The following is a 25,726-nucleotide window of genomic DNA, read 5'->3' as shown; positions in this document are numbered from 1 at the left end:
GTCAGTCGGTCTGCCCGGTCGCGTCGTTCTTCTCGGTCACGTCGTTCTTCTCGGTCGCGTCGCTCAGCTCGGCGGAGTCTTCCTCATCCGAGGTGGTCTTCTCGGCCGGGGCGCCGTTCTCGGCCGGGTCGCTCGCCGGCGAGCCGTTCTTCGCCGACTCGTTCTTCTCGGTCGAGTTGCTCTCGGTGCGGGCGCGCGGAATCTCGACGATCTCCACGGCCGCATCGTCGTACGCGGAGTACTGCGGAGAGCCTGCGCCGGTGGGGAGGGTCGTGTCCGAGTGCGCACCACATCCGTACTCGGCGTGCACGACGTGCCCGTCGGCAGCGAGCTCGTTTCCGCACACGCCGAACGCGGCGCGCAGCGATCCCGCGAGCGGGAGGTAGAAGCCGCACAGCCCGCACGTGGAGGGAGCTGCCTTGGCCATCTCCGAGTTCGGGCCGTAGTCGCCCTCATACCAGCGCTGAGCATCTTCGAGACGTCCTTCGAGGCTCATCACCTGCTTGCGGCCCAGCCCGATCTCGAGGGCGGTCTCGTCGACCTCCGGATCGCCGGACTGCACATAGCCGGGCACGAGACGGGGGTCATCGGGAACCGGCGCGAGCAGATCACCCGGTCCGAGGTCGCCGGGGCGGATCCGCTCGTTCCACGGAACCCACGCCGGGGCGATCAACGAATCGGGGCCGGGCAGCAGCACGAGTTCGCTCAGCGTCACATGGTCCGAGCCCGGGACCGCCGCGACCACGACAGCCCATTGCCACCCGCGGTAGCCGGGAAGTTCCGCCGCGAACCGGTGCGTGGCCGCGTACTCGTTCTCGAAGGTCACGCCCAGATATGCACCGATTCCACCCTCTCCGAGTTCGACGAGCGCGGTTCGGGCGACGTCGACGGCCCCGGCGAGCAGAGATCGCACCGCGGGGTCGACCGCAGGGTCCGTACCGGGGGCAGTGGCAGAAGGCACAACACTCACGAAGCCCATTCTGCCGCACCACCCCGGCGGCGCGCCCCCGGGTAGCGAGAACCTGATGCCATGATGAGCGCGTGCGCCGCCTTTTCCTCTCCGCAACGCTCGTCCTGACAGCGTGCGCGGCCGTCGCGGGATGTGCGGACAGACAGGTTGCGGAGCCGGGTGAACCGCCGGAGCAACTCCGGGTGGAAGTCCTCGCGACCCATCCGCACGACCCGGGCGCGTTCACCCAGGGACTCGAGGTGGACGGCGGCGACCTCCTCGAAAGCACCGGACTCGAGGGGCAGTCCTGGCTCTCGGCGCGTCCGCTCGACACCTCGACGGTGCCCGCGGTGATTGCGCCGGACGACCGAACCCGCGTGGAGTTGGACGCCGACCTCTTCGGCGAGGGCATCACGGTGGCGGGCGACACGGTCTGGCAGCTGACCTGGCAGGACGGCGTGGCGCTCGCCCGCGACCGGGACACGCTCGGCGAGCGTCGCCGTGTCGGCGTCGACGGCGAGGGCTGGGGGCTGTGCGCCCGGTCCGACGACCTGGTCATGAGCGACGGATCGTCGGAACTGACCTTCCGTGATCCGGTCACCTTCGCCGAACGAGGGCGGGTCACCGTGCATCGTGACGGTCGCGCGGTCTCACAGCTGAACGAACTCGAGTGCGCCGAGGACGGCACGGTCTACGCGAACGTGTGGAAGACCGACGAGATTCTTCGCATCGACCCGGCCACCGGTCGGGTGGAGGCACAGATCGACGCCGCGGCACTGCGCGACGAGTTACCTACCGAGGATGCGGGTGCTGTCGACGTACTGAACGGGATCGCGCAGATACCCGGCACGGATCGCTTTCTCGTGACCGGCAAGTACTGGCCCGCCCTGTTCGAAGTGCGTTTCGTCCCGTGATCGCGTGCGCAGCGAACTGGCGGCGCTCGCCCGGGGTGGGCGACTCCATGGCATGCCCGGCTGCACGCAGGGTGCGTCGTGGGGAAGAATCGATCACGTGACCGAGCCGCACGAGCAAGCTAGCCCCGACAGGGCGGACGGCCGTGCCCCGGGCTCGCGGCATCCGGGCTACAGCAACTACCCGCCGCCTCGACGCGTGTCGGGACGCCGCACGCCCCTGCCTCCGCTCCATCCCGTCGACGAGACCGCGCGACCGCCCGGAACGAAAGCGGCGGGCAGCCGCGACGACGATCACTCGTCGTCCGAGGCGCCGCCGCGGGCTCCGCGGATACCTCGCAAGCTGACGGTGACCCGGGTTGCCGCGCTGCGCAGCCGCGAACTCACCCACAAAGGCATCGCGACCTTCCGGAGAGCCGCGACGGCGGACGGCGCCGACAAGTCGGGACTCACGGCGCTGACCTACGCGACGATGGCGAATTTCGCCTCCGACGCGGCCATTGCGGTCGCACTCGCGAACACTCTGTTCTTCTCCGCCGCGACCGGGGAGGACAAGACCAAGGTCGCGCTGTACCTCCTCATCACCATCGCGCCCTTCGCGGTCATTGCTCCACTGATCGGGCCTCTGCTCGACCGCCTGCAGCACGGGCGGCGGCTGGCGCTGGCGACGTCGTTCGCACTGCGGGCGGTGCTGGCGGTGGTCCTGGTGTTCAACTTCGACAGTTGGGCGCTGTATCCCGCGGCGCTGGCGATGATGGTGCTCAGCAAATCGTTCGCCGTGCTCAAATCCGCGGTGACGCCCCGAGTCCTGCCACCCGAGATAGACCTGGTGCGCGTCAACTCGCGACTGACCGTGTTCGGTCTGGTCGGCGGCACGATCGGCGCCGGTGCGGTCGCCGCGGCCGCAGCCTGGGCGTTCGGCTCGTCGGGTGCGCTGTGGCTGTGCGCCGCCATCGCGGCGTTCGGCGCCTACCTCAGCATGCGGATCCCCGCGTGGGTGGAGGTCACCGAAGGTGAAGTTCCCGCGACGCTGTCGTACCGCGGGTCCGAGGCACCGACCGAAGTGCTCGACACGAAAACCGAAGTCATCCACACGAGCAACGGCAAACGAAAACAACCTCTCGGCAGGACGGTTGTCACCGGTCTCTGGGGCAACGGCACGATCCGCGTTCTCACCGGGTTTCTGACGTTGTTCATGGCGTTCGTCGCGAAGGCCACGACGGACCACGATCCGATCATGCAGGCCGCGACCCTCGGCCTGGTCGGCGCCGCTGCCGCGATCGGCAACTTCGCCGGCAACGCGACGGGTGCGCGGATGACGCTCGGACGTCCCGCAGTGATCGTGGTGCGCTGCGCCGCCGCGGTGGTGATCGTCGCCGCGATCGTCGCCGCGACCGATCACGTGCTCGCTGCCGCGCTCGCCGCGCTCGTCGCCGCGTGCGCGAGCGCGCTGGCGAAGGTGTCTCTGGACGCGTCACTCCAGCAGGACCTTCCCGAAGAGTCGATCGCGTCCGGTTTCGGCCGATCCGAGACCGTACTTCAGCTGAGCTGGGTCCTCGGTGGCGCGATGGGCGTACTGCTCCCCACCGAGTTGTGGCTGGGCTTTTCCGTGGTGACGGTCATCTTGATCCTGGGTTTCGCACAGACTCTGCTCACCTACCGTGGGAGCACGCTCCTGCCGGGACTCGGTGGACGCAGGCCAGAACACGTCTCCACAGAGACAGGCACCGGGCGGACCGTTCGTCCCGGTGGACACGCAACCGGAAATGGGAATCGATGAACCTGCAAGCTCGGACGAAGAAGACGATCGCAGTGATCGTGGTGGCCCTCGTGGTCGTCGCGGCGGCTTTCACCGTGGTGGTGTGGAAGCTCGTCGACTCCGCCGAGCCCACGCCGCCCCAGATCACCGCCTACGCCGCCGGGACGGCGGTGACCGCGGACCCCACCCAGTACTGCAACCTCTACCTGGAGGACTGCACCGAGAACGCGATCACGACGCTGGCCGTGCCTGCGGGCTACCCCCTCCAGCTGTCGCTCCCCGCGGAGATCTCCGACGCTCCGTGGCGCCTCATCGCGGTGTACGGCGACGTCGAGACCGGCGAGACGTTCCTGGACGGTGTCATGTTCGAGTCCGGCGCGCAGCGCGCCGTGACCGTGCCCAGCGACCCGTCGATGCAGTTGCTGGGTGTGGAAGTTCAGCTCCCGTCGGCCGTCGTCGACGAGGCGGGCGAACCGATCGCGCACGCTGTGTGGGCTATTCAGACGTTCTGATCCCAGACCTTCGGGTCAGCGCCAGGGGGCAGTAGTCCGAAAAGCGAATGGCGCATCGGGTCCGTTTCCGGATCCGATGCGCCACAGGCTCGAGGCCGACGTACAGCCGCGTCAGAAAGTCAGTGATCGAGTTCCCGGGCGATTGCGCGCATGACCTCGGAGATCGTCTGCCCCGCCTTGCGGTCCGGGTAGCGTCCACGCCGCAGGTTGGGTTGAACCCCCGCCTCGAGCAGCTTGATCATGTCCTCGACCATGCCGTGCAATTCGTCGGGTGAACGCCGCTTCTGCTGGGGTGCCGCTTCGCGGCGGCCGGCGGTCTGGCGGAGCGTCGGCTGCTCGAGCAACTCGACCTTGAGCGCTTGCGGACCCCGCCGGCCCACTGCCATGCCGAATTCGACACGCTGCCCGGGCTTGAGCGCCTCGACGCCGTCCGGCAGCGCGGAGGCGCGGACGTAGACGTCCTCACCGTCGTCCTGGGACAGGAATCCGAATCCCTTTTCGACGTCGTACCACTTCACCTTGCCGGTTGGCACCGCGCTCACCCGCTCCTCGACAGCCGCGCCCCGTGGGCACGCGTGGATTGCACAACAACTGGACATGCACAACGCGCCCCGACTCGGTTGGAGCGGGACGCGTAGACGATCCCCAGTGTACCCCGAGCCATTTGCCCGGTTCCGTCCGCAGAGGACTACCGTGGACGCGTGGGTACTTCTTCCTCCGCTTCCCCCAGACCTCCCCGCAACGGCCTCCTGAAGGCCGCTGTGGCGTGCTTCGCCGTCGGCGTCGTCGCGGTCGTCGCCATCTTTTTGATCCCCGCACTCACCGACGGGACACCGGGTCTGGTGCTCTATCTCCTCACCTTGGCGTGGCCGCTCGGTTTCGCTCTCGCTATCGGGTTCGCCCTGCAGTCGGGCCGTCGCGCCCGGAACGGACGGAATACATGAGGGTTCTGCTGAACATCATCTGGCTGGTTTTCGGCGGCCTGTGGCTCGCCCTCGGCTACTTCCTTGCCGGTGTGGTCTGCTGCATCCTCATCATCACGATCCCGTTCGGCATCGCGTCGTTCCGGATCGGTGTCTACGCGCTGTGGCCGTTCGGCAAGACGACTGTCGACAAGCCGGGCGCGGGCGCGGCGTCGCTCATCGGAAATGTCATCTGGATCCTGGTCGCGGGCATCTGGCTGGCTCTCGCCCATATCACCACCGCGATCGCCATGGCGATCACGATCATCGGTATCCCCTTGGCCATCGCCAATCTCAAAATGGTCCCGATCTCTCTGATGCCGCTCGGCAAGGAAATCGTTTCGGTGGATTCACGCCCTCAGTATGTGTGACGTTAGTCACATCACGGTGCAGTAACAAACGAGCGTCGAAACAGGATTGAGTGGCTACGCCCGCGACTACCTGCACCTTCTCTGACGCGCACGCCGCTCTACCCACGGTCCGGCCGGACTAGTCGTGCGTTATCAAATGGTGACACTCCCCCGCCCAACCGTTACGGTCATGACCGGTCGAACCGCCTGGCTCGGCCGGTCCGAATCCGCCGCGCCAAATTCCTGTCCCGCGGACTCGGAGGTCCCAACGAAAGATCCACGGGACAGGAAACGGGGGACCCACCGGTCTCCCAGGAAATCGCCCGGTTCGCCGGACAATTTCCAGGAGGCCCGGGCCGATGCGCGAGCAACGACCCTAGGGGTGAAGCCGTACCGCTCCACGGAGCGTGCGACCCGTCACAGACGGGACGCGACGGCCGGGCTACCTCTTCAGCCCGAACCCGACAGCTGACCTCGTAGGTGCGTACGGAGAGGAAATTCGGAACATGAGCGGACGCCATCGCAAGCCCTCCAACACCGGTCGTACCGTCGCGAAGTTCGCGCTGACCGGCGCAGTCCTCGGTGTCACCGGCGTCGCCTTCGGCGGCACCGCTGCGGCAGCCCCCGACTCCGACTGGGATCGCCTCGCACAGTGCGAGTCCGGCGGCAACTGGGCCATCAACACCGGCAACGGCTACCACGGTGGCCTTCAGTTCTCCCCCAGCACCTGGAACGCCTACGGCGGTGGCGACTACGCCCCGACCGCAGCAGAGGCCAGCCGCGAGCAGCAGATCGCTGTCGCCGAGCGCGTCCTCGCCGGCCAGGGATGGGGCGCATGGCCGTCGTGCTCCTCGAGCCTGGGCCTGTCCAGCGCTCCGACCGAGCGCGCCGTCGACGCCACTCCGAGCGCACCGTCGGCACCGAGTGTCAGCAACCCCGTGCCGCAGCTGCCCGAGGCTCCCGCACTGCCGCCCGAGGCTCAGAACATCATCGCCGGCTTCGAGCAGGGCGTCGAGGCTCTCCAGGACGCCGGCATCCAGCTCGATCCGAGCGTCCTCGACGCCGTTCGCGCCGTTCTCCCCCAGTAATTCCCCACAGACACGAAAGAGCCCCGCACCGATCCGGTGCGGGGCTCTTTCACGTGCCGTGCAGGGTGAACGACGCAGTCCACCCTCGCTACGCCCGGCCTCTCGCGAGGCCGGGCCAGACGAAGAATCAGCGGTTGATGACCGTGCGGGGATGCGTGTAGGGCAGGTCCTCGACCGGGAGCGGAAAGACCATGTCCTCGCCGTACGGCGAAAGGGGGCCGGAACGCGTGGAGGACAACTCGGTGACCGCATGGTCTCCGTCGGCCAGCTCGGGCCATCCGTGGTCGACGTACTGTTTCTTCGAAGAGGTAGCCATGCCGCTCATTTTGGCAGGTGAGTTCGTGGTGGGCCACCTCAGGTCTCTAATCTGAAACGGATGACCTCGACCACGCCTGCGCCCGACACCGCACCGGACTCCCTCGCCCGGTGGCTGTCCGGTCGCCGCGACACCGAACTCGCTGCTGCACTGCACGCGCGGCCCGACTTGGTCGTACCCCCACCTGCGACGATGACTGTTCTGGCGAGTCGCGCGCAACAACGGGCTTCGGTCTTCCGCGCCGCCGACGAACTGACCACAGCCGACTTCGGGATCATTGCCGCTCTGGCGGGCCTCGGTGCCGTGGACGCCGCCGTGCCGCGAAGCACGCTCCTCGAAGCACTCGGGGGCCGCCTCGGCGCCAAGGCGACCGATCGCATACTCGACAAGCTCCGAGGGTTGCTGCTCGTGTGGGGCCCCTCTGACGCCCTGCGACTCGTCGCCGCATCCGTGGACGCCGTTCCGTGGCGGATCGGCCGGGCCGGCGACGCCGACCTTCCGTCCCGGGAGGAACTCGAGGGGATGCTCGCCGAGCTCGAACCCGCCCAGCGCAGCATCCTCGACACCCTTGCCCGGACCTCGCCGGTGGGACGCACCCGTGACGCGGCACCGGGCACTCCCGAGGACCGGCCCGTCCAGAAACTTCTCGCCGCAGGATTGCTCGTCCGAATCGACGACGAGACCGTGGAACTGCCGCATCGCGTGGGCCAGGCGATCCGCGGCGATGCGCCGTTCGATCCCGGCTCGCTGACCGCGCCGCGCACCTCCAAAGCCGTTCGCGCACTGACCGATGTCAATGCCACCGCTGCCGGCGCCGCGCTCGAACTCCTCCGGCACTGCGAGGACCTTCTATCCACGCTCGGCGAGCAACCCGCCCCCGTTCTGAAGGCCGGAGGGCTGGGAGTACGTGAACTCCACCGTCTTGCGAAGGCCGTGGGTATCGAGGACCCGCACGCCGCGTTGCTCGTCGAGGTGCTCGCTGCTGCCGGTCTCCTCGCCCGCGGTATTCCCGACCCCCCTCCGCCGGGAGATATCGACGACTACTGGGCTCCCACCACGTCGGCCGACGGCTGGCTCACGGCACCCCCGGCTCACCGCTGGGCCGTTCTGGCGGGCGCGTGGCTGGATATGCCCCGCCGACCGTGGCTGGCGGGTCGACGCGACCAGAGCGACAAGCCGATCGCGGCGCTGTCCGACGAAGTGAAATCCGCGACCGCCGTCCGCGACAGGCGGCTACTGCTGGAGGTTCTCGCCGACGTCCCCGGCTCCGCCCCCACCGTCGCAGACATCCGCGCTACCGCGGCGTGGCGCAGGCCGCGCTGGGCGGGCCGATTCGACCTCGACACCGTCACCGAAACCATCCGGGAAGCCACCGCACTCGCCCTCGTCGCACACGGCAGCCTCTCCTCCGCCGGCAAGGCTCTCCTGCACGGCGGAGACGCCGAGTCGGAGATCGCCGCGGCCTTGCCCGAGACGGTCGACTACGTACTCGTCCAAGCGGACCTGACGATCGTTGCTCCGGGTCGTCTCGTGCCCGAACTCGCCGATCGCATCGCACTGGTCGCCGACATCGAGTCGGCCGGCGCCGCGACCGTGTACCGGATCAGCGATGCCAGCGTGCGGCGGGCGCTCGACGCCGGAGTGGGCGCGGGTGACCTGCATGCGCTGTTCGCCGCCCACTCCCGCACCCCGGTGCCGCAGGCGCTCACCTATCTGATCGACGACGTCGCCCGGCGGCACGGACGGCTCCGCGCAGGAGTGGCGAGTTCGTTCGTCCGCGCCGACGATCCCGCCCTGCTGGCGGAGGTGCTCTCCGCGCCCGTTGCGGCCACGCTCGCCCTACGCGCCGTCGCCCCGACCGTGGCGATCTCGCAGGCGCCGCTCGCCGAGGTACTCGCCGAGTTGCGTGCCGCGGGTTTCGCGCCCGCGGGCGAGGACTCGTCGGGCGCGGTCGTCGATCTGCGCCCACGCGGAGCCCGGGTCACGGTGCCCCGGACCCGCGCGCGCTACGCGGGGCCCATGCCTCCGAACGAGGAACAACTCGCGACCCTCGTCCGCACCCTGCGTGCCGGAGACCGTACGGAGTCCGCGTCGTCCGGCGCGTCCGCTCGCGGGGACGGCAGCCGAACGGGAGGCACAGCGACCCTCGCGCTGCTGCAACTCGCGCTGCACGCACACCGCAGCATCACCCTCGGCTACGTCGACGCGCAGGGCGTGGCGACGCGCCGCATCGTCGATCCGGTTGCTGTCGGCGGCGGGCAACTCGAGGCCTTCGATCCCGCATCGGGAACCGTCCGCAGTTTCGTGCTGCACCGCGTGACATCGGTTGCGCTCGTCGACTGACGATGACAGATTCCGCGCGGACCCCGTGACTTCTGCGACCGGTTAAGCGTCCACCGGCGCGACCCGGATCAGATTTCCGTCCGGGTCGGCAATCACGAAAGTGCGACCGTAGACGTCGTCGTGAGGCTTCTCGACAATCCCGACTCCGGTGGCACTCCACCGCGAGAAGATCTCGTCCACCTCGGAGGCGTGCCCCGGAACGGTGAGGCCTATCTCGGAGGTGCGGGGCGTGCCCGGGGTGGCGTGGTCGCTCCGGCCGGCCCACACTGCGAACTCCACCCCCGGGGCCACCTCGAACGCGACGTAATAGGGACTGACGAACACCGGTTCGATGTCGAACAGGGTGCTGTAGAACGTGGTCGCCGCATCCACGTCGCGGACGTAGACGAGAAACAGGTTGGGTGCGGGCATCGGTCGGGCCTCCTCGGTACTTCGTTGCTCGGACGGAACCGACACAACCCCGCAATCGCGTCAGAACGTGTCATGTTTTCCGCGAGGATCGGGATTTGTGAAGGCCACTCGACTGCTCGCACTGCTCTTGCTCCTGCAAACGCGTCAGCGCATGTCGACGAGTGAGCTGGCCGAAAGGCTCGAGGTGTCCCGGCGCACGGTGCTGCGGGACGTCGAGGCGCTTTCGGCTGCCGGCGTGCCCGTCTACGCCGAACGTGGCCGGCACGGGGGCATCGTCCTGCTCCCCCGGGGCGCGCCTGAACGCCTCCCATCTCGAGCCCGCGGAGATGGAGGCGTTGTCGATAGCAGGCCTCGACCGGGCGCAGCTCGAGCAACTGGGCCTGGACGGATCCCGCGACATGGCCGTCCGCAAGATCGCGGCGCGTAGGGCGGCAGCGGGGGCCGGACCGAGCCTGGCGGACTTGGTCGTCGTCGACAATGCCGGCTGGCTCGGTCCGCAGCGGGACACGGCGAGCGTGGCCGACCTGGCGCTCGACCCCCTGAACCTGCCCCGCCTGCGGGTGCGTTATCGGAGCAGCGGCGACGACCGTGCCTTGTCCCGCATCCTCGATCCGTACGGCCTGGCGGCGAAGTCGGGCAGGTGGTACCTCGTCGCCGACGAGGAACAGCGACCACGACTGTTCAGTCTGGAGCGGCTCGACAGCTACGAGGTCCTTCCCGAACCTGCGAGACTCCGCACGGGTCACGACCTCCGCTCGGTGTGGGCCGGGCTCGTGCGCCGCACCGAAACGCCGGGCCGGGTCGCCGTCCGTGCACGGCTACGGGAAGATCGGCTCGACCTCGCCGGACGCATTTTGGGTTCGCGGCTCGAAGACGTCGAACCGCCCCACGACGGATGGTGCCCCGTGACGATCGTCTATGCGGACGTCGAGTCGGTGCGACAGCTTCTGCAGTTCGGCAATCACATCGAGGTTCTCGCGCCTGCGGACGCACGCCGGCGGATAGTCGAGCTCGCGTCGGATCTCGTGCGGAGGCACGCCCCGCCGACGACCTGACCCCGGCAGGCTCGGTCACACCGCCGACGCCGGGTCACCGATCGCGGACGAGCACGAACGGCGACGCCGCGAGACGGGACCACGGTCCGCCCGCGAATGTCAGACCGAGCAGCGTGCCGTCGTCGAGGGAGCGGAACTCGTCGCGCACCCAGCGCCAGGGCACGGGCACGGACCCCTGTGGTCCGGCTCCGTAGGACACGACCAAGGCTTCGCTGCCGTCGAGCCACGAGGCGTCGGTGGAGACCGTGGCGGGCAGGCTGTCGCACAGGGTGCCGTCGCCGTCGCGAAGCACATTGACGACGCCGCCCTCCCCGTCGAACCGCTTACCGTGCCAGCGGCGCATGCCTCCGAGGGCAATGGCGCGCGGCGCGACCGCGCGAAGGAGTGCCGGACCCACGAAGGCGGCGCGGTACGTCCCCTGCACATCGGCCGGGGCGGGAGCCTGCAACTCGGAGAACCGCGTCCGCAGTCGCCCCAGGGACTGCGGCAGTGCGTCGATCGCATTTGACTGTTCACCGTGCACGACATCCTCCTTCGCCCGGCCGCACGGGGTGCGGCGCAGTGTTCGCCGTCACAACCTACCGCCGTCAACTTTCGTGTGGTATCGCGGTGCCGACCGACCCTTTCCAGCGCGACTGGCTTTTTTCTGTAAATGGGTTATGGTCTGGACTTGTCGAGTGTTCGACCATTCCCGAAAGGATCGACAATGGCCGACAAGGGCAAAACTCTGAAGAAACCGTCGCAGTCCCTCAAGGAACGGCGCGCGGAAAAACGTCAGAAACAGACCGAGGACACCGAATTCATCAAGAAGCGCAAGCGGCACTGACGGACTTCCGACCACGACGACCTCAGGACACAGAGTGACCACATCCTCAGCCACCCTGCTGGACGACCTGTACGAGCAGTTCACGGGCATCGCGGAACGTGCAGAAGCCGACAGTTCATCGTCGCCCTTCACGCACGGCTTCCGGTCCGCACTCGCGCGGGCACGCCTGTTCGTGCTCGACGCGCAAGCCGGTGAATTCTCCCGGATGGTGTGACTCTCGGTTTTTTTCGGAATTCGGCAACAAAGAATTAGAAGACAGGATTTCACAAGTGAAAAGGACGATGTCGGCCCTGGATAGAATTCAGGAACGCCTCGAGCACGAATTGGATTCTTCACCGGCACTGTCGGAAAAGGACGCGGGCTATCGCTCCGGAATTTCCGAAGCGCTGGTGTGCTTGATGGAGGTGCGTCGCTCTCTCACAGGGTGACGTCGGCGGCACACGAGGCCCGTGGGTGGCGGACCACGTCTCCAGTCAGGAGAATAGGAGAGTTCTACTCTCTATCCCAGGAGGCATTCGTGGCCGACGGACCCTTGATCGTCCAGTCCGACAAGACCGTGTTGCTCGAGGTCGACCACCCACGTGCCGCCGAAGCCCGACAAGCCATCGCGCCGTTCGCCGAACTCGAGCGCGCCCCGGAGCACATCCACACCTATCGGGTGACACCGCTCGCCCTGTGGAATGCGCGGGCCGCGGGCCACGACGCAGAGCAGGTCGTCGATGCGCTGGTCAGTCACTCGCGTTTCGCGGTCCCTCAGCCTTTGCTCGTCGACATCGTCGACACCATGGGCCGCTACGGGCGACTGCAACTGGTGAAGAGCCCCGTCCACGGCCTCACCCTGGTGAGCCTGGACCGTGCGGTTCTCGAAGAGGTGCTCCGAAACAAGAAGATCGCCCCCATGCTCGGCGCCCGCATCGACGACGACACCGTCGTGGTGCACCCCAGCGAGCGTGGCCGCGTCAAGCAGATGCTGCTCAAGATCGGCTGGCCGGCCGAGGATCTTGCCGGTTACGTCGACGGTGAGGCGCACCCGATCACCCTCGACATGGAGTCGAACCCCTGGCATCTGCGCGACTATCAGGAGATGGCGGCGGATGCGTTCTGGGCCGGCGGATCGGGTGTGGTGGTGTTGCCGTGTGGGGCCGGGAAAACGATGGTCGGCGCAGCCGCCATGGCGAAAGCCGGCGCCACGACCCTGATCCTGGTGACCAATACCGTCGCGGGGCGGCAGTGGAAACGCGAACTGATCGCGCGCACCTCCCTCACCGAAGAGGAGATCGGCGAGTACTCCGGGGAGAGGAAAGAGATCCGGCCCGTCACGATCGCCACGTATCAGGTGATCACCCGCAAGACGAAGGGCGAGTACCGCAATCTCGAGCTGTTCGATTCCCGGGACTGGGGCCTGATGATCTACGACGAGGTGCATCTGCTTCCCGCACCGGTGTTCCGGATGACAGCCGACCTCCAGTCGCGTCGTCGGCTGGGCCTGACCGCGACCCTCGTGCGCGAGGACGGTCGTGAAGGCGATGTGTTCTCCCTGATCGGCCCGAAGCGCTACGACGCGCCGTGGAAAGACATCGAGGCCCAGGGGTGGATCGCCCCAGCGGACTGCGTCGAGGTGCGGGTCACGCTCACCGATGCGGAGCGGATGGCCTACGCGGTCGCCGAGCCCGAGGAGCGGTACAAGCTGTGCTCGACCGCCCGAACCAAGATCCCGGTGGTGGAGTCGATTCTCGCGAAACACGCCGGTGCTCCGACGCTGGTGATCGGCGCCTACATCGACCAGCTCGACGAGCTGGGTGCCGCTCTCGACGCCCCGGTGATCAAGGGGTCGACCCGGAACAAGGAACGCGAAGCGCTGTTCGACCGGTTCCGGGCAGGTGAGCTGGGCGTGCTCGTGGTCTCGAAAGTCGCGAACTTCTCCATCGACCTGCCCGAGGCGTCGGTCGCCGTGCAGGTGTCCGGAACGTTCGGGTCCCGGCAGGAAGAAGCCCAGCGTCTCGGCCGGCTGCTGCGACCCAAGCACGACGGTGGACAGGCCCACTTCTACTCCGTGGTCGCCCGCGACACCCTCGACGCGGAGTACGCCGCCCACCGGCAGCGGTTCCTCGCGGAGCAGGGGTACGCGTACCGGATCACCGACGCCGACGATCTCCTCGGACCGCAGATCGGCTGAGACCCTCAGCCACCGAGCGTGCGCGCCGGCGCACCTCGGCTTCGCGGTTGCTTCCGGTGAGTGGGGTCGCGCGCACGGCCGATATGCTGAGTCACGTGCGCCGATTCGAGTTTCCCGTCGACCTGCCCCACGCCAAGGCCGTGAACCAGACGCTCGCGGAGGTGCGCAGTCTGCGTCGATCCGCGGTGATCGTGGCGTTGTTGTGCGCCGCGGGCGCGGTGTGGCTCTTCGTCCTCGGCCACGCCTGGTCGTACATCGTCGGATCGGTGCTCGTCGTGGCGGCGGTGACGTCGGTGTGGGTCGCGTTGTGGGCTCCCCGCAAAGTCGGCACGATCGAGGACCTCTACCGCGACAGCCCACTGGTACCGGCGCTGGTCGCGACGACCCGGGCCCGTGGTCTGACCCTGCTCGCCCTGATCGACATCGCCAAGCCCACCGACGGTGCGGCGGAAGGCGGCGGACGTCATCATTACGCCCTCGTCACCCGGGACGTCCAGGCCATCCCGGGGCACCGCGCGAAGGTGGGCGAACGGGTTCCCTGTGTCGCCGTGCTTTCCGACCGCACCACACGCAACAAGTCCGGGGTGTGGCAAATGGTCAGCCCGATGCCTCTTGCGTGGGCCACCCGCGATGCCGCGGTCCTGGCGAAGGCCACGGCGGCGATCGACGAATCCGAGTGGAAACTGCTGAAGTCCAAGCTGTCCTCGGCTGACGAGATCAACGCCAGCGACGAGCGACGAGTCGAACTGGACCTGAAGGAACTTCCACCGGAACTGCGCTGACATGCAGCCCTCGATCCTCACCGACGGCACCGTCGTCCTGTCCGTCCCCGGAAGCGGGGACATCGACGCGATCACCGAAGGCTGTAGTGATCCGGCGGTCGCGAAGTGGACCACAGTCCCCCACCCGTACACCCGTGCCGACGCCGCCAGGTTCGTGGAGGACATCGTTCCGCACAAGTGGGACAACGGTTTTCCCGACTGGGGAATCCGCACGAGTCGCGATGGCACGCTGCTCGGAATGATCGGTTTCGTGCAGCACGGCAGCGCGGCGCCCGAGATCGGTTTCTGGCTGGCTCCCGGGGCCCGTGGCCGCGGAATCGCCACCGCCGCCGCACGTCTGGTGTGCGACTTCGCTTTCGGCCCGCACGGGTTGCAGGCGTGGCGCGTGGAGTGGCGAGCGCTGGTCGGCAACGTGCCGTCCGCGGCCGTCGCGCGCCGCCTCGGTTTCCGGTTCGAGGGGGTCGCCCGGCACGGCCTCCTGCAGCGGGGAGTCCCGCGCGACGTGTGGGTGGCGGCCCTGTTGCCCGACGACCCCCGCGAACCGGCCGACGGCTGGCCGGTCTGACTTTCCCTACGCGAGGTGCGGAAGCACCTCCTGCTCGAACAATTCGAGGCCCGTCGTGTCATAGGCCGCCTCGGGGAAGTAGAAGATCGCGTACTCGAGTCCCTGCTTCTTCAGCGCCGTGAGGTTCTCGACGATCTGCTCGGGTGTTCCTACCGCGGGCATACCCCGGAATGCGTCCAGCGCCCCGTCCGCCTTCTCGGCACCGACGATCGGTTCGAGTCGTGCACGCAGCGCCTCGAGCCTGTCCTGCACCTCCGCTTCCGTCCGGCCGATCGCGACGTTGTAGTTGGCGGACCGCACGATCGCATCGAAATCCGTGCCGACGTCGGCGCAGTGCTCTCGCAGCACCTGCGACTTGTGCGCGAATCCCTCGGGGGTTCCGTCGAAGTTGGTGTACTGCGCGTACTTCGCCGCGATCTTCAACGTCACCTTTTCCCCGCCGCCGGCGATCCAGAGCGGGATCCCGCCTTCCTGGAGGGGCAGTGGACGCACTATCGCTCCGTCGACCTGATAGTGCTTGCCGTCGAGCGTTGCCGTGCCCGTGGTCCAGGCCTGCCTGAAGATCTGGACGCCCTCGTCGAGGCGGCGCAAACGTTCTCCGGCGGACGGGAAGCCGTAGCCGTAGGCACGCCATTCCTGCTCGTACCACCCACCCCCGATACCCATCTCCACTCGGCCGCCCGAGATGATGTCGGCGGTCGCAGCCACCTTCGCGAGATACGCAGGGTTGCGGTAGCTCATGGCGGTACACATCTGACCGAGCCGTACCCGGCTCGTCACGGCACCGAATGCGGACACCAGAGTCCACGCCTCGTGGGTGGCCTCGTCGGTGGGTTCGGGGACGGTGTGGAAATGGTCGTACACCCAGATCGACTCCCACGGTCCCTTGTCGGCGCGTAACGCGAGATCGCGCATGACGGGCCACTGATCGGCGGGATCGATACCGACCAGGTCCAGTCTCCAACCTTGAGGGATGAAAAGTCCGAAACGCATGTGGGTCCTCACTCGAGTCGACGATCTCTGTTGCCTGGGCAAGTATCCCCCGATTCGGTACGGACGATGCCGTGTTCTCCGCCGATGGGCGTCCGCGCACGAGACAGGACCAGCGGAAACCTCGATGGGACAGTCTTATTCGGTGCGGTACCGGCGGCCGACGTCGTCGAGCCGTGCTCGCAGCGCCACCAGGATCGGGCGCTGTCCCTTCACCAGCTTGGTTTCCGCCTCGGAGAACGTGATCCAGCGGGCATCGTCGACTTCGGGAATCGTCAGCCGCTTTCCCGACCGGGGTGGCCACTCGATCTCGCACGTGTTGCTCGAGACGAACCGGAGGTCGGCGTCGGTCTCGCCGGAGTAGACACTTACGACCTTGCCCGACGCCTGCCGATAGCGACCGAGCAACGACAAGGGCACGTCCGGCGGAGGAAAGCCGCATTCCTCCTCGAACTCACGGGCCGCGACTTCACGAGGCTCCTCCTCGGGTCCGTACTCACCCTTCGGCACCGACCAGGCGGCGGTGTCCTTCCCCGTCCAGTACGGGCCGCCGGGATGCACGAGCCACAGCTCGAGCAGTCCGGTGTCGTCGATGCGGTAGAGCAGCAGACCTGCGCTCGTCACCGGCATCGCTCACCTCCGTGCACCGTGTCGGATGCACCCGGAGTCCTGCCCACGACGGTGATCCTGCTCGTAGCATCGAGAATATGCGCGCGTCCGGCCTTGCGGAATCATTCGAGGAACACCGCGCCCATCTGTTGACGGTCGCGTACCGGCTCACAGGCAGCGTCGCCGACGCCGAGGACGCGGTGCAGGACTCCTGGCTTCGGCTCGCGACCGTCGATGCCACCGAGATCGACAATCTGCGTGCGTGGCTGACCACTGTCGTGGGCCGGCTGTGCCTCGACAAGCTCCGGTCCGCCGCGGTACGACGCGAGAAGTACGTGGGGCAGTGGCTGCCGGAACCGATCGTCACCCCGCTCGGCGGCACCAGCCCGCCGGACCCGCTCGAACAGGTGGTGCAGCACGAGGACAACCGGCTCGCAGCGCTGATCGTCCTCGATGTACTGCCGCCGCCGCAACGCATCGCGTTCGTCCTCCACGACGGGTTCGGCGTGCCGTTCGACGAAGTGGCGAGCATTCTCGGGGTCGGGTCGGCAGCGGCGCGGCAACTCGCCTCCCGCGCTCGCCGTGCTGTCGCCGACACACCGCCTCCGACCCCGACCGCCGAGCACGAGAACGCCGTCGCCGTACTGGTGGCGGCTTTCGCGGCGGGTGACATCGACGGCGTGATCGCGGCCCTGCACCCCGATGCGCGGCTGATCGGAGACGCCGGTGGCACCACCCCCACCGCGCTCAACGTGGTGGTCGGTGCCGAGAAGTTCGCCCGGTTCTTTGCCGGGTTGATTCGCCGGTACGGCCCGGAGTCGTTCGCGGCGTTCGAGCCGGTCCGCGTCAACGGCGAACTCGGCCTGCTCAACCACGGGTTTCGCGGCGACGGTCAGCGCGGTTATCCGCCCCGCGTGACGGGATGCACGGTACGCGACGGCCGGGTCTGGGCCGCCTACGATCTGGCCAACCCGGAGAAATTGCGGCGCGGCGTCCTCGTACCCCTGGGCCGGCGCTGATCCGTCGCCCGGACCCCGGCGTCACCGCTAGGGTCGGCGCATGGACCAGCGTCTCAGTCTCGTGACCCTCGCCGTCGAGGACGTCGACCGCGCCCGGGAGTTCTACGTGGACGGACTGGGCTGGTCCGCGGTGGTCGAAGAACCCGGCGAAGTGGTGATGATCCGTGTCGGCGCCCACGTGATCCTGTCATTGTGGGCCCGCACCGAATTCGAGGCGGAGGTCGGCTCGACCTCCTGGAGCGGCGTTCCGCCCGTCACCCTCGCCCACAACGTCGCGACCCGCGACGAAGTGGACGCCGTGCTCGACACCGCGCGCCGGGCCGGCGCCGATCCGGTGTCGGGCGGCACCGACCGCCTGTGGGGTGGCTACACCGGTTATTTCGCCGACCCCGACGGCTTTCGCTGGGAGATCGCCTGGAATCCGGGCTCGATCGCCGAGATCGTGATACCCGAGTAACTCACTTTCCCGTCGCCGCAGCGTCGTCCGCCCACGGCACGCGGCACGCGTCGGTGCTGAAGCCCTGTTCCTGGATGCCCAGTGCCGAGTTCATCCGGCCGCGCATGTTCTCGAGGGCGATCTGGTAGGTCAGTTCCACCACCCCGGCCGCCCCGAATCTCCGTTCGAGATCCGCGACCTGCTCGTCTGTCACGGCGGTGGCGACATCCCCGGTGATCGCGTCCGCGTATGCGATCGCAGCCTTCTCGTCGTCGCTGTACAGGTCCGACGTCGCATAGTCGGCGATGTGGGCGAGGCGGTCGGTGTCGAGTCCGTCGAGGCGTTGCAGCATCGTGCCGAAGTCGACGCACCACGAGCATCCGAGAGTCCACGCTGCCCGGTACACCGCCAGTTCACGCACGTTGCCCGGAAGCACCTTCGAGGCTCGCTCGACCAGCATTTCGTGTACGCCGGTCGCGCGCATCAACGCCGGGTGATGCGCGAGCACCGCGAACGGCTCGGGAACCACCCCGTAACGGCGCGCAGCAAAGGCATAGGTCGCGCGGGTGGGTAGGCCGGCCCTATCGGGGGTGACCGGTTCTATTCGCGGCATGACGTCCTCCGGTTTTCTCGCGGCCCCGGGACTCCTCGCCGGTCCCGGCCGAGCCGTTCGTACTGTTGACGAGGCAGCCGTCCCGGATGTGACAGGCCGGACGATAGGCTTCACGAGTGGCTGATTCGAGGAGACCGGCAGCGGCAGTGCGCACCGTCGCCCGGCTACGACCGTTCGCCTCGACGATCTTCGCCGAGATGACCGACCTGGCGATCCGGCACGACGCGATCAATCTGGGCCAGGGGTTCCCCGATGTCGACGGCCCACCGCAGATGCTCGAGATCGCGCGACAGGCCATCGCCGACGGGGTCAACCAGTACCCGCCCGGGTCGGGTATTCCGGCGCTCCGGCAGGCCGTCGCCGCGGACCGCGCCGACCGCTACGGCCTCGAACACGATCCCGACTGCGAAGTACTCGTCACCGTCGGAGCCACCGAGGCGATCAGCGCGGCTGTCCTCGGGCTCGTCGAGCCGGGCGAGGAAGTGCTGCTCACCGAGCCGTACTACGACTCGTACGCCGCCGCCGTCGCGCTTGCCGGCGCGACTCGCCGCACCGTCCCGCTCGCCAGGGCGGGGGCCGGCTTCGTGCTGGACGTGGACGCCCTGCGCGCCGCGATCACCGACCGCACTCGCATGCTCATCGTCAACACCCCGCACAACCCCACCGGCACCGTGTACGACGAGACGGCACTGACCGCCCTGGCCGAGTTGGCGTGCGAACACGACCTTCTGTTGCTGTCGGACGAGGTGTACGAACACCTGGTGTTCGACGGCCGCCGGCATATCCCCCTCGCCTCGCTGCCGGGAATGGCGGAGCGCACGGTCACCGTGTCGAGTGCCGCGAAAACGTTCAACGTCACGGGATGGAAGATCGGCTGGGCGCTCGGGCCTCGCGAGTTGATCGACGCCGTGCGCGCCGCGAAGCAATTCCTGACCTTCGTGGGCGGCGCGCCCTTCCAGCCCGCAGTTGCCCACGCCCTGACCCACGAGCAAAACTGGATCAGGTCGATGCGCGACGACCTGCAACGCAAACGCACCCTGTTGTCCGATGCCTTGAAGGGCGCCGGGTTCGGCGTACTCGACTCGGCCGGAACCTATTTCGTGTGCGCCGATCTCACACCCCTCGGTTACCGCGACGGGGTCGCATTCTGCCGTGAACTGCCGGAACGGATCGGTGTGGCCGCGGTCCCCGTCAGCGTGTTCGTCGACGACACGCAGGCGTGGAACCATCTGGTGCGATTCGCGTTCTGCAAACGGGACGACGTGCTCGCAGAAGCGGTCGATCGGTTGCGCACGCTGCAGGAGGCCCTCTAGATCATGTCGCGGCCCACCATTCCGTCCGACTTCGTGTCCCGGGCGGTACGCACCGGCGCCGACGCCGGAGTCGATCTCCAACCGGCGTTGGACGCGGCCAGGATCAGCCGCGCGGTCCTCGCGCACCCTCACGCGCGCCTGACACCGGCACAGGTGAGCCGATTCACCCAGGTGGCGTGGCAGATCACGGACGACGAACTGTTCGGGTTGGCACCGGGTCCGGTCCCTCGCGGAATGTTCCGGGTGATGTGTCTGACGTTGATCCACTGCCCCGATCTCTCGCACGCGCTCAGCCGCATGGTCGAGGTCAACCGGGTTGTCCGGTCGCTCCCCCAGTTGTCGCTGACTCCGGGTGACACCACCACGCATCTCGATGTCGCTCTGCCGGCGGTGGTCGACGAGAAGACACGCGTCACCGTCGACTTCCTCCTCATGCTGCTGCACCGCTTCGCGGCGTGGCTGGTCGGTGGAAGAGTCCGGCTGGAATCGGTGATGCTCCCGTACGCCGAACCCGATCCGGTTCTTGCTCGTAGTTACGATTCGATGTTCGGTGTCCCCGTGACCTTCGGCGCGGGACGCGCAGCGCTCGAAATCCACAATTCGGCACTGACGTCCCCGCTCGTGCAGTCCGAAGAGGCGCTCGACGAGTATCTCCGCGATTCCCCGAATCTCATTCTGTCGGAGCGGGATTACGAGTCGACCGTATCGTCGCAGGTGCGCCGCATCTTCGAGTCGGGAATCAACGGACGCACTGCCACCGCCGAGGACATTGCGGGCATGCTCACCGTGAGCACCCCTCACCTCCGCCGCTTGCTGCGCCAGGAGGGCACGTCACTCGGACAACTGCGCGAGGAAGTACTCCGCGATCTCGCCATAGCCGGACTGCGGCGCGGTGAGTCGGTCGACGACCTCTCGGCCCGCCTCGGGTTCTCCGAGCCGAGTGCGTTCCGCCGCGCGTTCAAGAGGTGGACGGGCAACACCCCGAGCAGTTACCGCACACCGCGGTAATTGCGGTTCACGATCCCGCTCCTACCAGGACATACGAGAACGCAGGAACGCGGTGACCGGAACCGGCACGGAATCGATCCGGGTTGCATAACGTGGCGGGTAGTGGGTACGTCTGGGAAGACGTAGCTCTGTCGATCTGGGAGAGGGTGAAACACCGTTATGCGCGCTGCGGTACAGGATGAGTATCCGACCCGGAGCCGAGCGAAGTGCGAATCGTTCGCGAGGCCGGATCCGGTCGTGTGGGGAAGTGCGGCCGAGGGGCCGTTGCCCGCCGAGGCGGTCGCCGAATACGACCTCCGAGGATTCCATACTGCAGAAGCACTTCTTCCCGCGAGCGACGTGGGGAACCTCCTGGAAGAAACATCACGGCTCGGCGGTGAACTGGGTGACGACGCGCGTGTGATCCGCGAACAGGGTAGCGGCGATGTCCGTTCCATCTTCGACGTGCATCTGCTCAGCGATCTCGTGGCCTCGATCGTCCGGCGTCCCGAAATAGCCGGGATTGCACGACAATTGCTCGGCTCCGACGTGTACATCCACCAATCGCGACTCAACGTCAAACCAGGCTTCCGCGGCGGGCCGTTCTACTGGCACTCGGATTTCGAGACCTGGCACGCCGAGGACGGAATGCCCAAGCCGCGGGCGCTCAGCATCTCGCTCGCCTTGACCGAGAACTACGGCTACAACGGCGGTTTGATGATCATGCCGGGTTCGCACCGCACCTACGTCTCGTGCGCGGGAGAGACTCCGGACGACTACTACCGCGAGTCGCTCGTCACCCATGTGCCGCCGACCGGGTCCCCCGACGAAGACAGCCTCACCCGGATGGCCGCCGAGTACGGCATCGCCACATTCACGGGATCCGCAGGCTCTGCAACGGTATTCGATTCCAACTGCATGCACGGCTCCAACGGGAACATCACCCCGTTTCCGCGCTCGAATCTCTTCGTGGTGTTCAACAGCGTGGAGAACACCCTGGTAGATCCGTTCGCAGCGAAGAACCCGCGCCCGCCCTATCTTGGGAGCCGGGACTTCACGCCGCTGTCCTGATCGGCAGACCATACAGGAGTGTCGGGGAGATGGGCGCGTTGCCGTCGTCCGTCTCCCGTTTCTCGCCGGTTGCCTGCGCGTCCCTTGCGACGGGCAGGCTCGTCGTGGGAACTGCGTCCACCTCCCCCATCCATTCATCCGATGAGCGCGCCCCGGTGACCTTTCGGTCGAATTACCGAGTCGTCACGGGCGTTCGTGTCAAATATCCGAGTTACGGAAGCTTTTGGGGTTGCAACCATCCCGAGCAGAAACACGAATCCACGCACCCGTCCTATCCCGGAAGCCGCGACACTGCACCGCCGGTGCCCTCCGCGGACCCCGGAAGGCCGTGAACTGGCCGTTCACTTTCCGGCTCAGCACCCGCCCGCCGCTCATCCGGGGCTGTAGACAACCCGGTCTCGACCACGGAACCACCTATTCGGCGTGGCGCGGGCCGGCCGCACCGCAGAACAACCGCGTGAACGTGAACTTGCCACGAGCCGGATCGTAGGGCCGATACCCGTAGACGACGACGTGAGCAAGCCACTGCCCACGCAGCAGTTTCGCGATCTTCGGTGTCATCCGTTCGTGTAGTTCGTACGTGCGAAAACCGGACCGGATGTAGTCGGTGTACTTGAGCGGTGGAGTCAGTGCCCGCCGCGGAGAGATGTCGACGTACAAATCCAACAACTGCGCGATCTCGATACCGTGCCCACGCAGACACAACGCCAGGTCGATCTCCTAGTGGACCTTCGGATCGGTGCTCACCGAATCTCGCACTCGTTCTCAGGACGACCGCCGGATGGCCATGTTGGCACCGTGCAGATTGTCGACCCGACGCTCCCCACCCAACGTTCCTCGGGCGACTCCCCTGTCGAAATACCACTTCTTCAGCCGGTGGTACGGAGAGTCGTACGAATTGTTGAGCCCACTGACCGCGCCGACACCCGAAACGTCTTCTCGGGCGAAGAAATCCTTCACTGCGCACGCCCACCCCGGACGCACGCGTGTATCCGCATCCATCCACCCGATGAGCGTGCCTTCCGCCGCGTCGAAACCCGCGTTGCGGGCGTACGCGACACCGGGACGCTTCTCGGTCACGATCCGCACCTTCGGTTCGACCGCCGCGACAGCCTCGACGATCTGCACCGTGTTGTCGGTGGAATTATTGTCCACCACAACGATTTCGAATATCTCGTCCTTCTGCGCGAGAAGAGCCGAGAGACACAGCCCTATCTAGCGCTCCTCGTTCCGAGCCGGCACAACGATTTACAATTCGTCCCCATCCATGCTTCGCACGCTACCGCACTCCGTCTCCTCTCTCCTGTGCCGCAAGCGATATTGCCCTGTCGACCGAATTGTGTGCACCAGGCGACCAAGCCCGGCGCCAGTCGCTCGTCGGCGCCGACCATGTCCGGCCGATCGATCTTGCAAGAAACCGCTTCGCGAATTTCCCCTGACCACTGCGGTGCGGAGTGATGCGTGATGTGCGATCAGGGACGAGACGATCAGTTACCCGACTGCCATCGGTCCATGCCGTCGGATCCAGGAGCACACACCATGGGAACACCCTTGACCGTGATCCCCACGGCGCCCGGCGTGCTGCAGAAGGATCCAGGGTGCACTGTCCCTCCCGATTGCTGAGGCGGGGCAGGGGGCGGCGGCGTGTACTCCGGAGCGGGTGGCGGGGCAGGGGGCGGCGGCGTGTACTCCGGAGCGGGTGGCGGCGCCGTGTACTCCGGGCTCTGCGCTCTGGTCGGCGGCGTCCACGGTGCCCCACACAATCTGTCGGCCTCGGCACCCATCGATTCCCTCCAATCCGCGTCGCTGCAAGAGAACTCGAGGGACGCAGTACTGGTAGGGGTCGGCGTGAACTCCGACGTACGTTCGGATATACCGGGTGCTTGCGAAGCAGGAACCGTACTGCTCGTTACAGGAGGAGACGTCGTGATTCGAGGTGCGGTCGCGCTCGGCGAAGGAGTTACCGAACCAGTTGTACCCGTTTGGTCCGAGTTCGGATCCCGTGTCTCGTCCTCGCCGACGATTGCCACGAGGGCTATGAGTCCCACGATGACAACCGCAACGATCCACGGCCACTTTCGGCGTTTCTTTCCCCCGCCTCGGGACGGATCACCACCCTGAGTGACGGTCCCGAAGTCTTGCGTGGGGGTTTCAGTACCTCTCGGCCTGATTCGGTCTGTCCACTGATTCCCATCCCAGAAACGTTCGATCGACGGGTCATAGGGATCTGGATGCCAGCCTGCAGGAGGATTCATCGCCAGTCCGTTCGGAAGGTGCTTTCCATCAGAAGTTCGCAGACGCCAACCGATTTGTTACAGGCGGGATGGAAAACGAGGGCACCCTCGAGGCCCTCCAGCGGATACACGCGGTATCCGCTGGAGGACTGTCACCCTTCGGTCACGACGCCGAGAAGCACTCAGGCGCGACGGGCACGCACCGCGTCGGCGAGCCGGTCGAGTTGGACTGCGGTGGTTGCCCAGTCGAGGCACGCGTCGGTGATGGACTTACCGTACTCGAGCTCATCGGACGAGCCGAGCGTCAAGTCCTGGCGGCCGGCTTCGATGAAGCTCTCCAGCATCACACCGACAATGCCCTGTTCTCCGGCTTCGAGACGCTCGGCGATGTCCGTCACGACATCGACCTGCTTCTCGTGGTTCTTGCTGCTGTTGCCGTGGCTCGCGTCGATGACGACCCGCTCCGGCAACCCGCCCTTGCGCAGGCGCGCCATCGTGTCGGCGACGGTCGCGGCATCGTAGTTCGGGCCCGCGCTGCCGCCGCGGAGGATGACGTGGCAGTCCGGATTGCCGACGGTCTGGATGAGTGCGGCCTGGCCGTCGAGGTCGGTGCCGGGGAACACGTGGCTCGCACCTGCGGCGCGGGTTCCGTCGACCGCGACCTGCACGTCGCCTTCGGTGGAGTTCTTGATCCCGACCGGCATCGACAGGGCGCTGCACAGCTGACGGTGCACCTGGCTGGCGGCAGTGCGTGCACCGATCGCGCCGTAGGTGACCAGGTCGGCGTAGTACTGCGGGAGGATCGGATCGAGGAACTCGCAGCCGACGGGCAGGCCCAGGCTCGACACATCGAGTAGCAACTTGCGGCCGATCCGCAGGCCGGTGTTGATGTCGTAGCTGCCGTCGAGGTGCGGGTCGTTGAGCAGACCCTTCCAGCCGAGCGTGGTGCGCGGCTTCTCGAAGTACACGCGCATCACGATGTGCAGGTCGTCGCGCAGTTCGTCAGCCTTCGCGGCGAGCCGGCGAGCGTAATCCATGGCTGCGACGGGATCGTGGACCGAGCACGGACCGACGACCACGACGAGGCGATCGTCGGTGCCGTTCAGGATGTTGACGGTGTCGGCACGGCCGGATCGCACGGTCGCGGCCACGACGGCGTCCGGAGCGTATTCGGCGCGGATCTCCGACGGCGCGGCGAGCGGACTCACCCGCACGGTGCGCTGCTCGTCGAGATTCGTGGTGGAGATTCCAGTGGTGGAGCTCATCGGGTTGCGTTCCTGTTCTCGGTGAAGGAAGCCGACCCGGAAGAACCCTGAGATCCCGTCGAGCCGGTCTGTATCCGGCTCGTGGGTGAAGAAGTCAGCGCGCGGTCACGCCGACCGACCCACCCAGGGCCGGCCCGCTAAACCAAAAATAGGTGCGCTGCATAGCAGGGGACTGTACCAGAAC

29 protein-coding genes, 1 pseudogene and 1 riboswitch are annotated in these 25,726 nt (G+C 67.1%); of the genes and pseudogenes, 18 read left to right on the top strand and 12 right to left on the bottom strand.

The annotated features are described in order from the left end of the window. Nucleotide 1 precedes the first annotated feature (1 nt). Nucleotides 2-979: a DUF3027 domain-containing protein gene (locus tag ACFWU2_RS04955; RefSeq protein WP_378601823.1), complete on the bottom strand. Its 978-nt coding sequence runs from the start codon at nucleotides 977-979 to the stop codon at nucleotides 2-4. Nucleotides 980-1,041: 62 nt separating this feature from the next. Here ACFWU2_RS04955 and ACFWU2_RS04950 point away from each other — a divergent pair, with 62 nt between their 5' ends. The 3 genes from ACFWU2_RS04950 (at nucleotide 1,042) to ACFWU2_RS04940 (ending at nucleotide 4,131) form a co-directional block, all read left to right on the top strand. Further along, nucleotides 1,042-1,863 (top strand): glutaminyl-peptide cyclotransferase, encoded by an 822-nt coding sequence (locus tag ACFWU2_RS04950; protein ID WP_378601820.1) that lies wholly within the window; start codon nucleotides 1,042-1,044, stop codon nucleotides 1,861-1,863. Nucleotides 1,864-1,960: 97 nt separating this feature from the next. Further along, entirely contained in the window at nucleotides 1,961-3,640 is a 1,680-nt protein-coding gene (locus ACFWU2_RS04945) for an MFS transporter (RefSeq protein WP_378602345.1), read from the top strand. Beyond that, nucleotides 3,637-4,131 carry a DUF2771 domain-containing protein gene (locus ACFWU2_RS04940; protein WP_378601817.1) on the top strand — a complete coding sequence of 165 codons (495 nt, stop codon included), beginning with the start codon at nucleotides 3,637-3,639 and terminating at the stop codon, nucleotides 4,129-4,131. The genes ACFWU2_RS04945 and ACFWU2_RS04940 overlap by 4 nt, the downstream gene beginning before the upstream one ends. Before the next feature lie 119 nt (nucleotides 4,132-4,250). On the opposite strand, the gene ACFWU2_RS04935 is transcribed toward ACFWU2_RS04940, so the two are convergent. Then, nucleotides 4,251-4,664 (bottom strand): cold-shock protein, encoded by a 414-nt coding sequence (locus tag ACFWU2_RS04935; RefSeq protein ID WP_378602342.1) that lies wholly within the window; start codon nucleotides 4,662-4,664, stop codon nucleotides 4,251-4,253. Between the two features lie 168 nt (nucleotides 4,665-4,832). Here ACFWU2_RS04935 and ACFWU2_RS04930 point away from each other — a divergent pair, with 168 nt between their 5' ends. From ACFWU2_RS04930 to ACFWU2_RS04920, 3 genes are all read left to right on the top strand, one after another. Further along, entirely contained in the window at nucleotides 4,833-5,075 is a 243-nt protein-coding gene (locus tag ACFWU2_RS04930) for a hypothetical protein (protein ID WP_378601814.1), read from the top strand. Next, nucleotides 5,072-5,464: a YccF domain-containing protein gene (locus tag ACFWU2_RS04925; protein ID WP_378601811.1), complete on the top strand. Its 393-nt coding sequence runs from the start codon at nucleotides 5,072-5,074 to the stop codon at nucleotides 5,462-5,464. The genes ACFWU2_RS04930 and ACFWU2_RS04925 overlap by 4 nt, the downstream gene beginning before the upstream one ends. Before the next feature lie 235 nt (nucleotides 5,465-5,699). After that, nucleotides 5,700-5,942: riboswitch (cyclic di-AMP (ydaO/yuaA leader) on the top strand. Between the two features lie 7 nt (nucleotides 5,943-5,949). Further along, nucleotides 5,950-6,531, top strand: coding sequence for a transglycosylase family protein (locus ACFWU2_RS04920; RefSeq protein WP_169621190.1), 582 nt, complete (start codon nucleotides 5,950-5,952; stop codon nucleotides 6,529-6,531). Between the two features lie 127 nt (nucleotides 6,532-6,658). Here the strand turns inward: ACFWU2_RS04920 and ACFWU2_RS04915 are convergent, their stop codons facing one another. Next, on the bottom strand, nucleotides 6,659-6,847 hold the full coding sequence (locus ACFWU2_RS04915; RefSeq protein ID WP_169621191.1) for a hypothetical protein: 189 nt from the start codon (nucleotides 6,845-6,847) through the stop codon (nucleotides 6,659-6,661). A 60-nt stretch (nucleotides 6,848-6,907) separates the two neighbouring features. Between ACFWU2_RS04915 and ACFWU2_RS04910 the strand changes: the two genes are divergently transcribed. After that, on the top strand, nucleotides 6,908-9,190 hold the full coding sequence (locus ACFWU2_RS04910; protein WP_378601808.1) for a helicase-associated domain-containing protein: 2,283 nt from the start codon (nucleotides 6,908-6,910) through the stop codon (nucleotides 9,188-9,190). 42 nt (nucleotides 9,191-9,232) lie between these two features. On the opposite strand, the gene ACFWU2_RS04905 is transcribed toward ACFWU2_RS04910, so the two are convergent. Further along, nucleotides 9,233-9,601: a VOC family protein gene (locus ACFWU2_RS04905; protein WP_378601805.1), complete on the bottom strand. Its 369-nt coding sequence runs from the start codon at nucleotides 9,599-9,601 to the stop codon at nucleotides 9,233-9,235. A 67-nt stretch (nucleotides 9,602-9,668) separates the two neighbouring features. Between ACFWU2_RS04905 and ACFWU2_RS04900 the strand changes: the two are divergent. Together ACFWU2_RS04900 and ACFWU2_RS04895 are read left to right on the top strand one after the other, a co-directional pair. Then, a pseudogene (locus ACFWU2_RS04900) lies at nucleotides 9,669-9,827 on the top strand (HTH domain-containing protein); the annotation flags it as partial. A 28-nt stretch (nucleotides 9,828-9,855) separates the two neighbouring features. Further along, nucleotides 9,856-10,656, top strand: coding sequence for a helix-turn-helix transcriptional regulator (locus tag ACFWU2_RS04895; RefSeq protein ID WP_378601802.1), 801 nt, complete (start codon nucleotides 9,856-9,858; stop codon nucleotides 10,654-10,656). A gap of 34 nt (nucleotides 10,657-10,690) precedes the next feature. Here the strand turns inward: ACFWU2_RS04895 and ACFWU2_RS04890 are convergent, their stop codons facing one another. Then, nucleotides 10,691-11,179, bottom strand: coding sequence for a hypothetical protein (locus ACFWU2_RS04890; RefSeq protein ID WP_378601799.1), 489 nt, complete (start codon nucleotides 11,177-11,179; stop codon nucleotides 10,691-10,693). A gap of 337 nt (nucleotides 11,180-11,516) precedes the next feature. On the opposite strand from ACFWU2_RS04890, the gene ACFWU2_RS04885 reads away from it, so the two are divergent. The 4 genes from ACFWU2_RS04885 to ACFWU2_RS04870 all read left to right on the top strand — a co-directional run bounded on the left by ACFWU2_RS04885 (nucleotide 11,517) and on the right by ACFWU2_RS04870 (nucleotide 15,005). Continuing rightward, entirely contained in the window at nucleotides 11,517-11,696 is a 180-nt protein-coding gene (locus ACFWU2_RS04885) for a hypothetical protein (protein WP_378601796.1), read from the top strand. Between the two features lie 303 nt (nucleotides 11,697-11,999). Then, complete coding sequence (locus ACFWU2_RS04880) at nucleotides 12,000-13,658, top strand: DNA repair helicase XPB (protein ID WP_169621194.1); 1,659 nt, start codon at nucleotides 12,000-12,002, stop codon at nucleotides 13,656-13,658. A gap of 95 nt (nucleotides 13,659-13,753) precedes the next feature. Next, nucleotides 13,754-14,440, top strand: coding sequence for a DUF3239 domain-containing protein (locus tag ACFWU2_RS04875; RefSeq protein ID WP_378601793.1), 687 nt, complete (start codon nucleotides 13,754-13,756; stop codon nucleotides 14,438-14,440). 1 nt (nucleotide 14,441) lies between these two features. Continuing rightward, entirely contained in the window at nucleotides 14,442-15,005 is a 564-nt protein-coding gene (locus ACFWU2_RS04870; RefSeq protein ID WP_378601790.1) for a GNAT family N-acetyltransferase, read from the top strand. 6 nt (nucleotides 15,006-15,011) lie between these two features. Here the strand turns inward: ACFWU2_RS04870 and ACFWU2_RS04865 are convergent, their stop codons facing one another. Both ACFWU2_RS04865 and ACFWU2_RS04860 read right to left on the bottom strand, forming a co-directional pair. Continuing rightward, nucleotides 15,012-15,998, bottom strand: a complete 987-nt coding sequence (locus ACFWU2_RS04865) for an LLM class F420-dependent oxidoreductase (RefSeq protein WP_378601787.1) — start codon at nucleotides 15,996-15,998, stop codon at nucleotides 15,012-15,014. A 135-nt stretch (nucleotides 15,999-16,133) separates the two neighbouring features. Continuing rightward, nucleotides 16,134-16,625: an NUDIX domain-containing protein gene (locus ACFWU2_RS04860; protein ID WP_378601784.1), complete on the bottom strand. Its 492-nt coding sequence runs from the start codon at nucleotides 16,623-16,625 to the stop codon at nucleotides 16,134-16,136. Nucleotides 16,626-16,702: 77 nt separating this feature from the next. Between ACFWU2_RS04860 and ACFWU2_RS04855 the strand changes: the two genes are divergently transcribed. Continuing rightward, nucleotides 16,703-17,623 (top strand): sigma-70 family RNA polymerase sigma factor, encoded by a 921-nt coding sequence (locus tag ACFWU2_RS04855; RefSeq protein WP_378601781.1) that lies wholly within the window; start codon nucleotides 16,703-16,705, stop codon nucleotides 17,621-17,623. Nucleotides 17,624-17,663: 40 nt separating this feature from the next. Continuing rightward, entirely contained in the window at nucleotides 17,664-18,080 is a 417-nt protein-coding gene (locus ACFWU2_RS04850; RefSeq protein WP_378601778.1) for a VOC family protein, read from the top strand. 1 nt (nucleotide 18,081) lies between these two features. On the opposite strand, the gene ACFWU2_RS04845 is transcribed toward ACFWU2_RS04850, so the two are convergent. After that, the gene (locus ACFWU2_RS04845; RefSeq protein WP_378601775.1) at nucleotides 18,082-18,672 is read right to left on the bottom strand and encodes a carboxymuconolactone decarboxylase family protein; all 591 of its coding nucleotides are present in this window, start codon (nucleotides 18,670-18,672) and stop codon (nucleotides 18,082-18,084) included. A gap of 116 nt (nucleotides 18,673-18,788) precedes the next feature. Here ACFWU2_RS04845 and ACFWU2_RS04840 point away from each other — a divergent pair, with 116 nt between their 5' ends. From ACFWU2_RS04840 to thpD, 3 genes are all read left to right on the top strand, one after another. Further along, entirely contained in the window at nucleotides 18,789-19,985 is a 1,197-nt protein-coding gene (locus tag ACFWU2_RS04840; protein ID WP_378601772.1) for a pyridoxal phosphate-dependent aminotransferase, read from the top strand. Nucleotides 19,986-19,988: 3 nt separating this feature from the next. Further along, nucleotides 19,989-20,993, top strand: a complete 1,005-nt coding sequence (locus tag ACFWU2_RS04835; protein WP_378601769.1) for an AraC family transcriptional regulator — start codon at nucleotides 19,989-19,991, stop codon at nucleotides 20,991-20,993. 159 nt (nucleotides 20,994-21,152) lie between these two features. Continuing rightward, nucleotides 21,153-22,043 carry an ectoine hydroxylase gene (thpD, locus tag ACFWU2_RS04830; protein ID WP_378601766.1) on the top strand — a complete coding sequence of 297 codons (891 nt, stop codon included), beginning with the start codon at nucleotides 21,153-21,155 and terminating at the stop codon, nucleotides 22,041-22,043. A gap of 414 nt (nucleotides 22,044-22,457) precedes the next feature. Here the strand turns inward: thpD and ACFWU2_RS04825 are convergent, their stop codons facing one another. From ACFWU2_RS04825 to ACFWU2_RS04810, 4 genes are all read right to left on the bottom strand, one after another. Next, complete coding sequence (locus ACFWU2_RS04825) at nucleotides 22,458-22,748, bottom strand: hypothetical protein (protein ID WP_378601763.1); 291 nt, start codon at nucleotides 22,746-22,748, stop codon at nucleotides 22,458-22,460. Nucleotides 22,749-22,808: 60 nt separating this feature from the next. Continuing rightward, nucleotides 22,809-23,252, bottom strand: a complete 444-nt coding sequence (locus tag ACFWU2_RS04820; protein ID WP_378602339.1) for a glycosyltransferase family 2 protein — start codon at nucleotides 23,250-23,252, stop codon at nucleotides 22,809-22,811. A 278-nt stretch (nucleotides 23,253-23,530) separates the two neighbouring features. Then, nucleotides 23,531-24,298 (bottom strand): DUF2510 domain-containing protein, encoded by a 768-nt coding sequence (locus tag ACFWU2_RS04815; RefSeq protein WP_378601760.1) that lies wholly within the window; start codon nucleotides 24,296-24,298, stop codon nucleotides 23,531-23,533. Between the two features lie 161 nt (nucleotides 24,299-24,459). Beyond that, on the bottom strand, nucleotides 24,460-25,542 hold the full coding sequence (locus ACFWU2_RS04810) for a 3-deoxy-7-phosphoheptulonate synthase (RefSeq protein WP_378601757.1): 1,083 nt from the start codon (nucleotides 25,540-25,542) through the stop codon (nucleotides 24,460-24,462). Nucleotides 25,543-25,726 lie beyond the last annotated feature (184 nt).

The organism is Rhodococcus sp. NPDC058639 (assembly GCF_042717545.1).
GTDB lineage: Bacteria > Actinomycetota > Actinomycetes > Mycobacteriales > Mycobacteriaceae > Rhodococcus.
The sequence above is the reverse complement of the archived record's forward strand: the minus strand, read 5'-3'. Positions and strand labels throughout refer to the sequence as shown.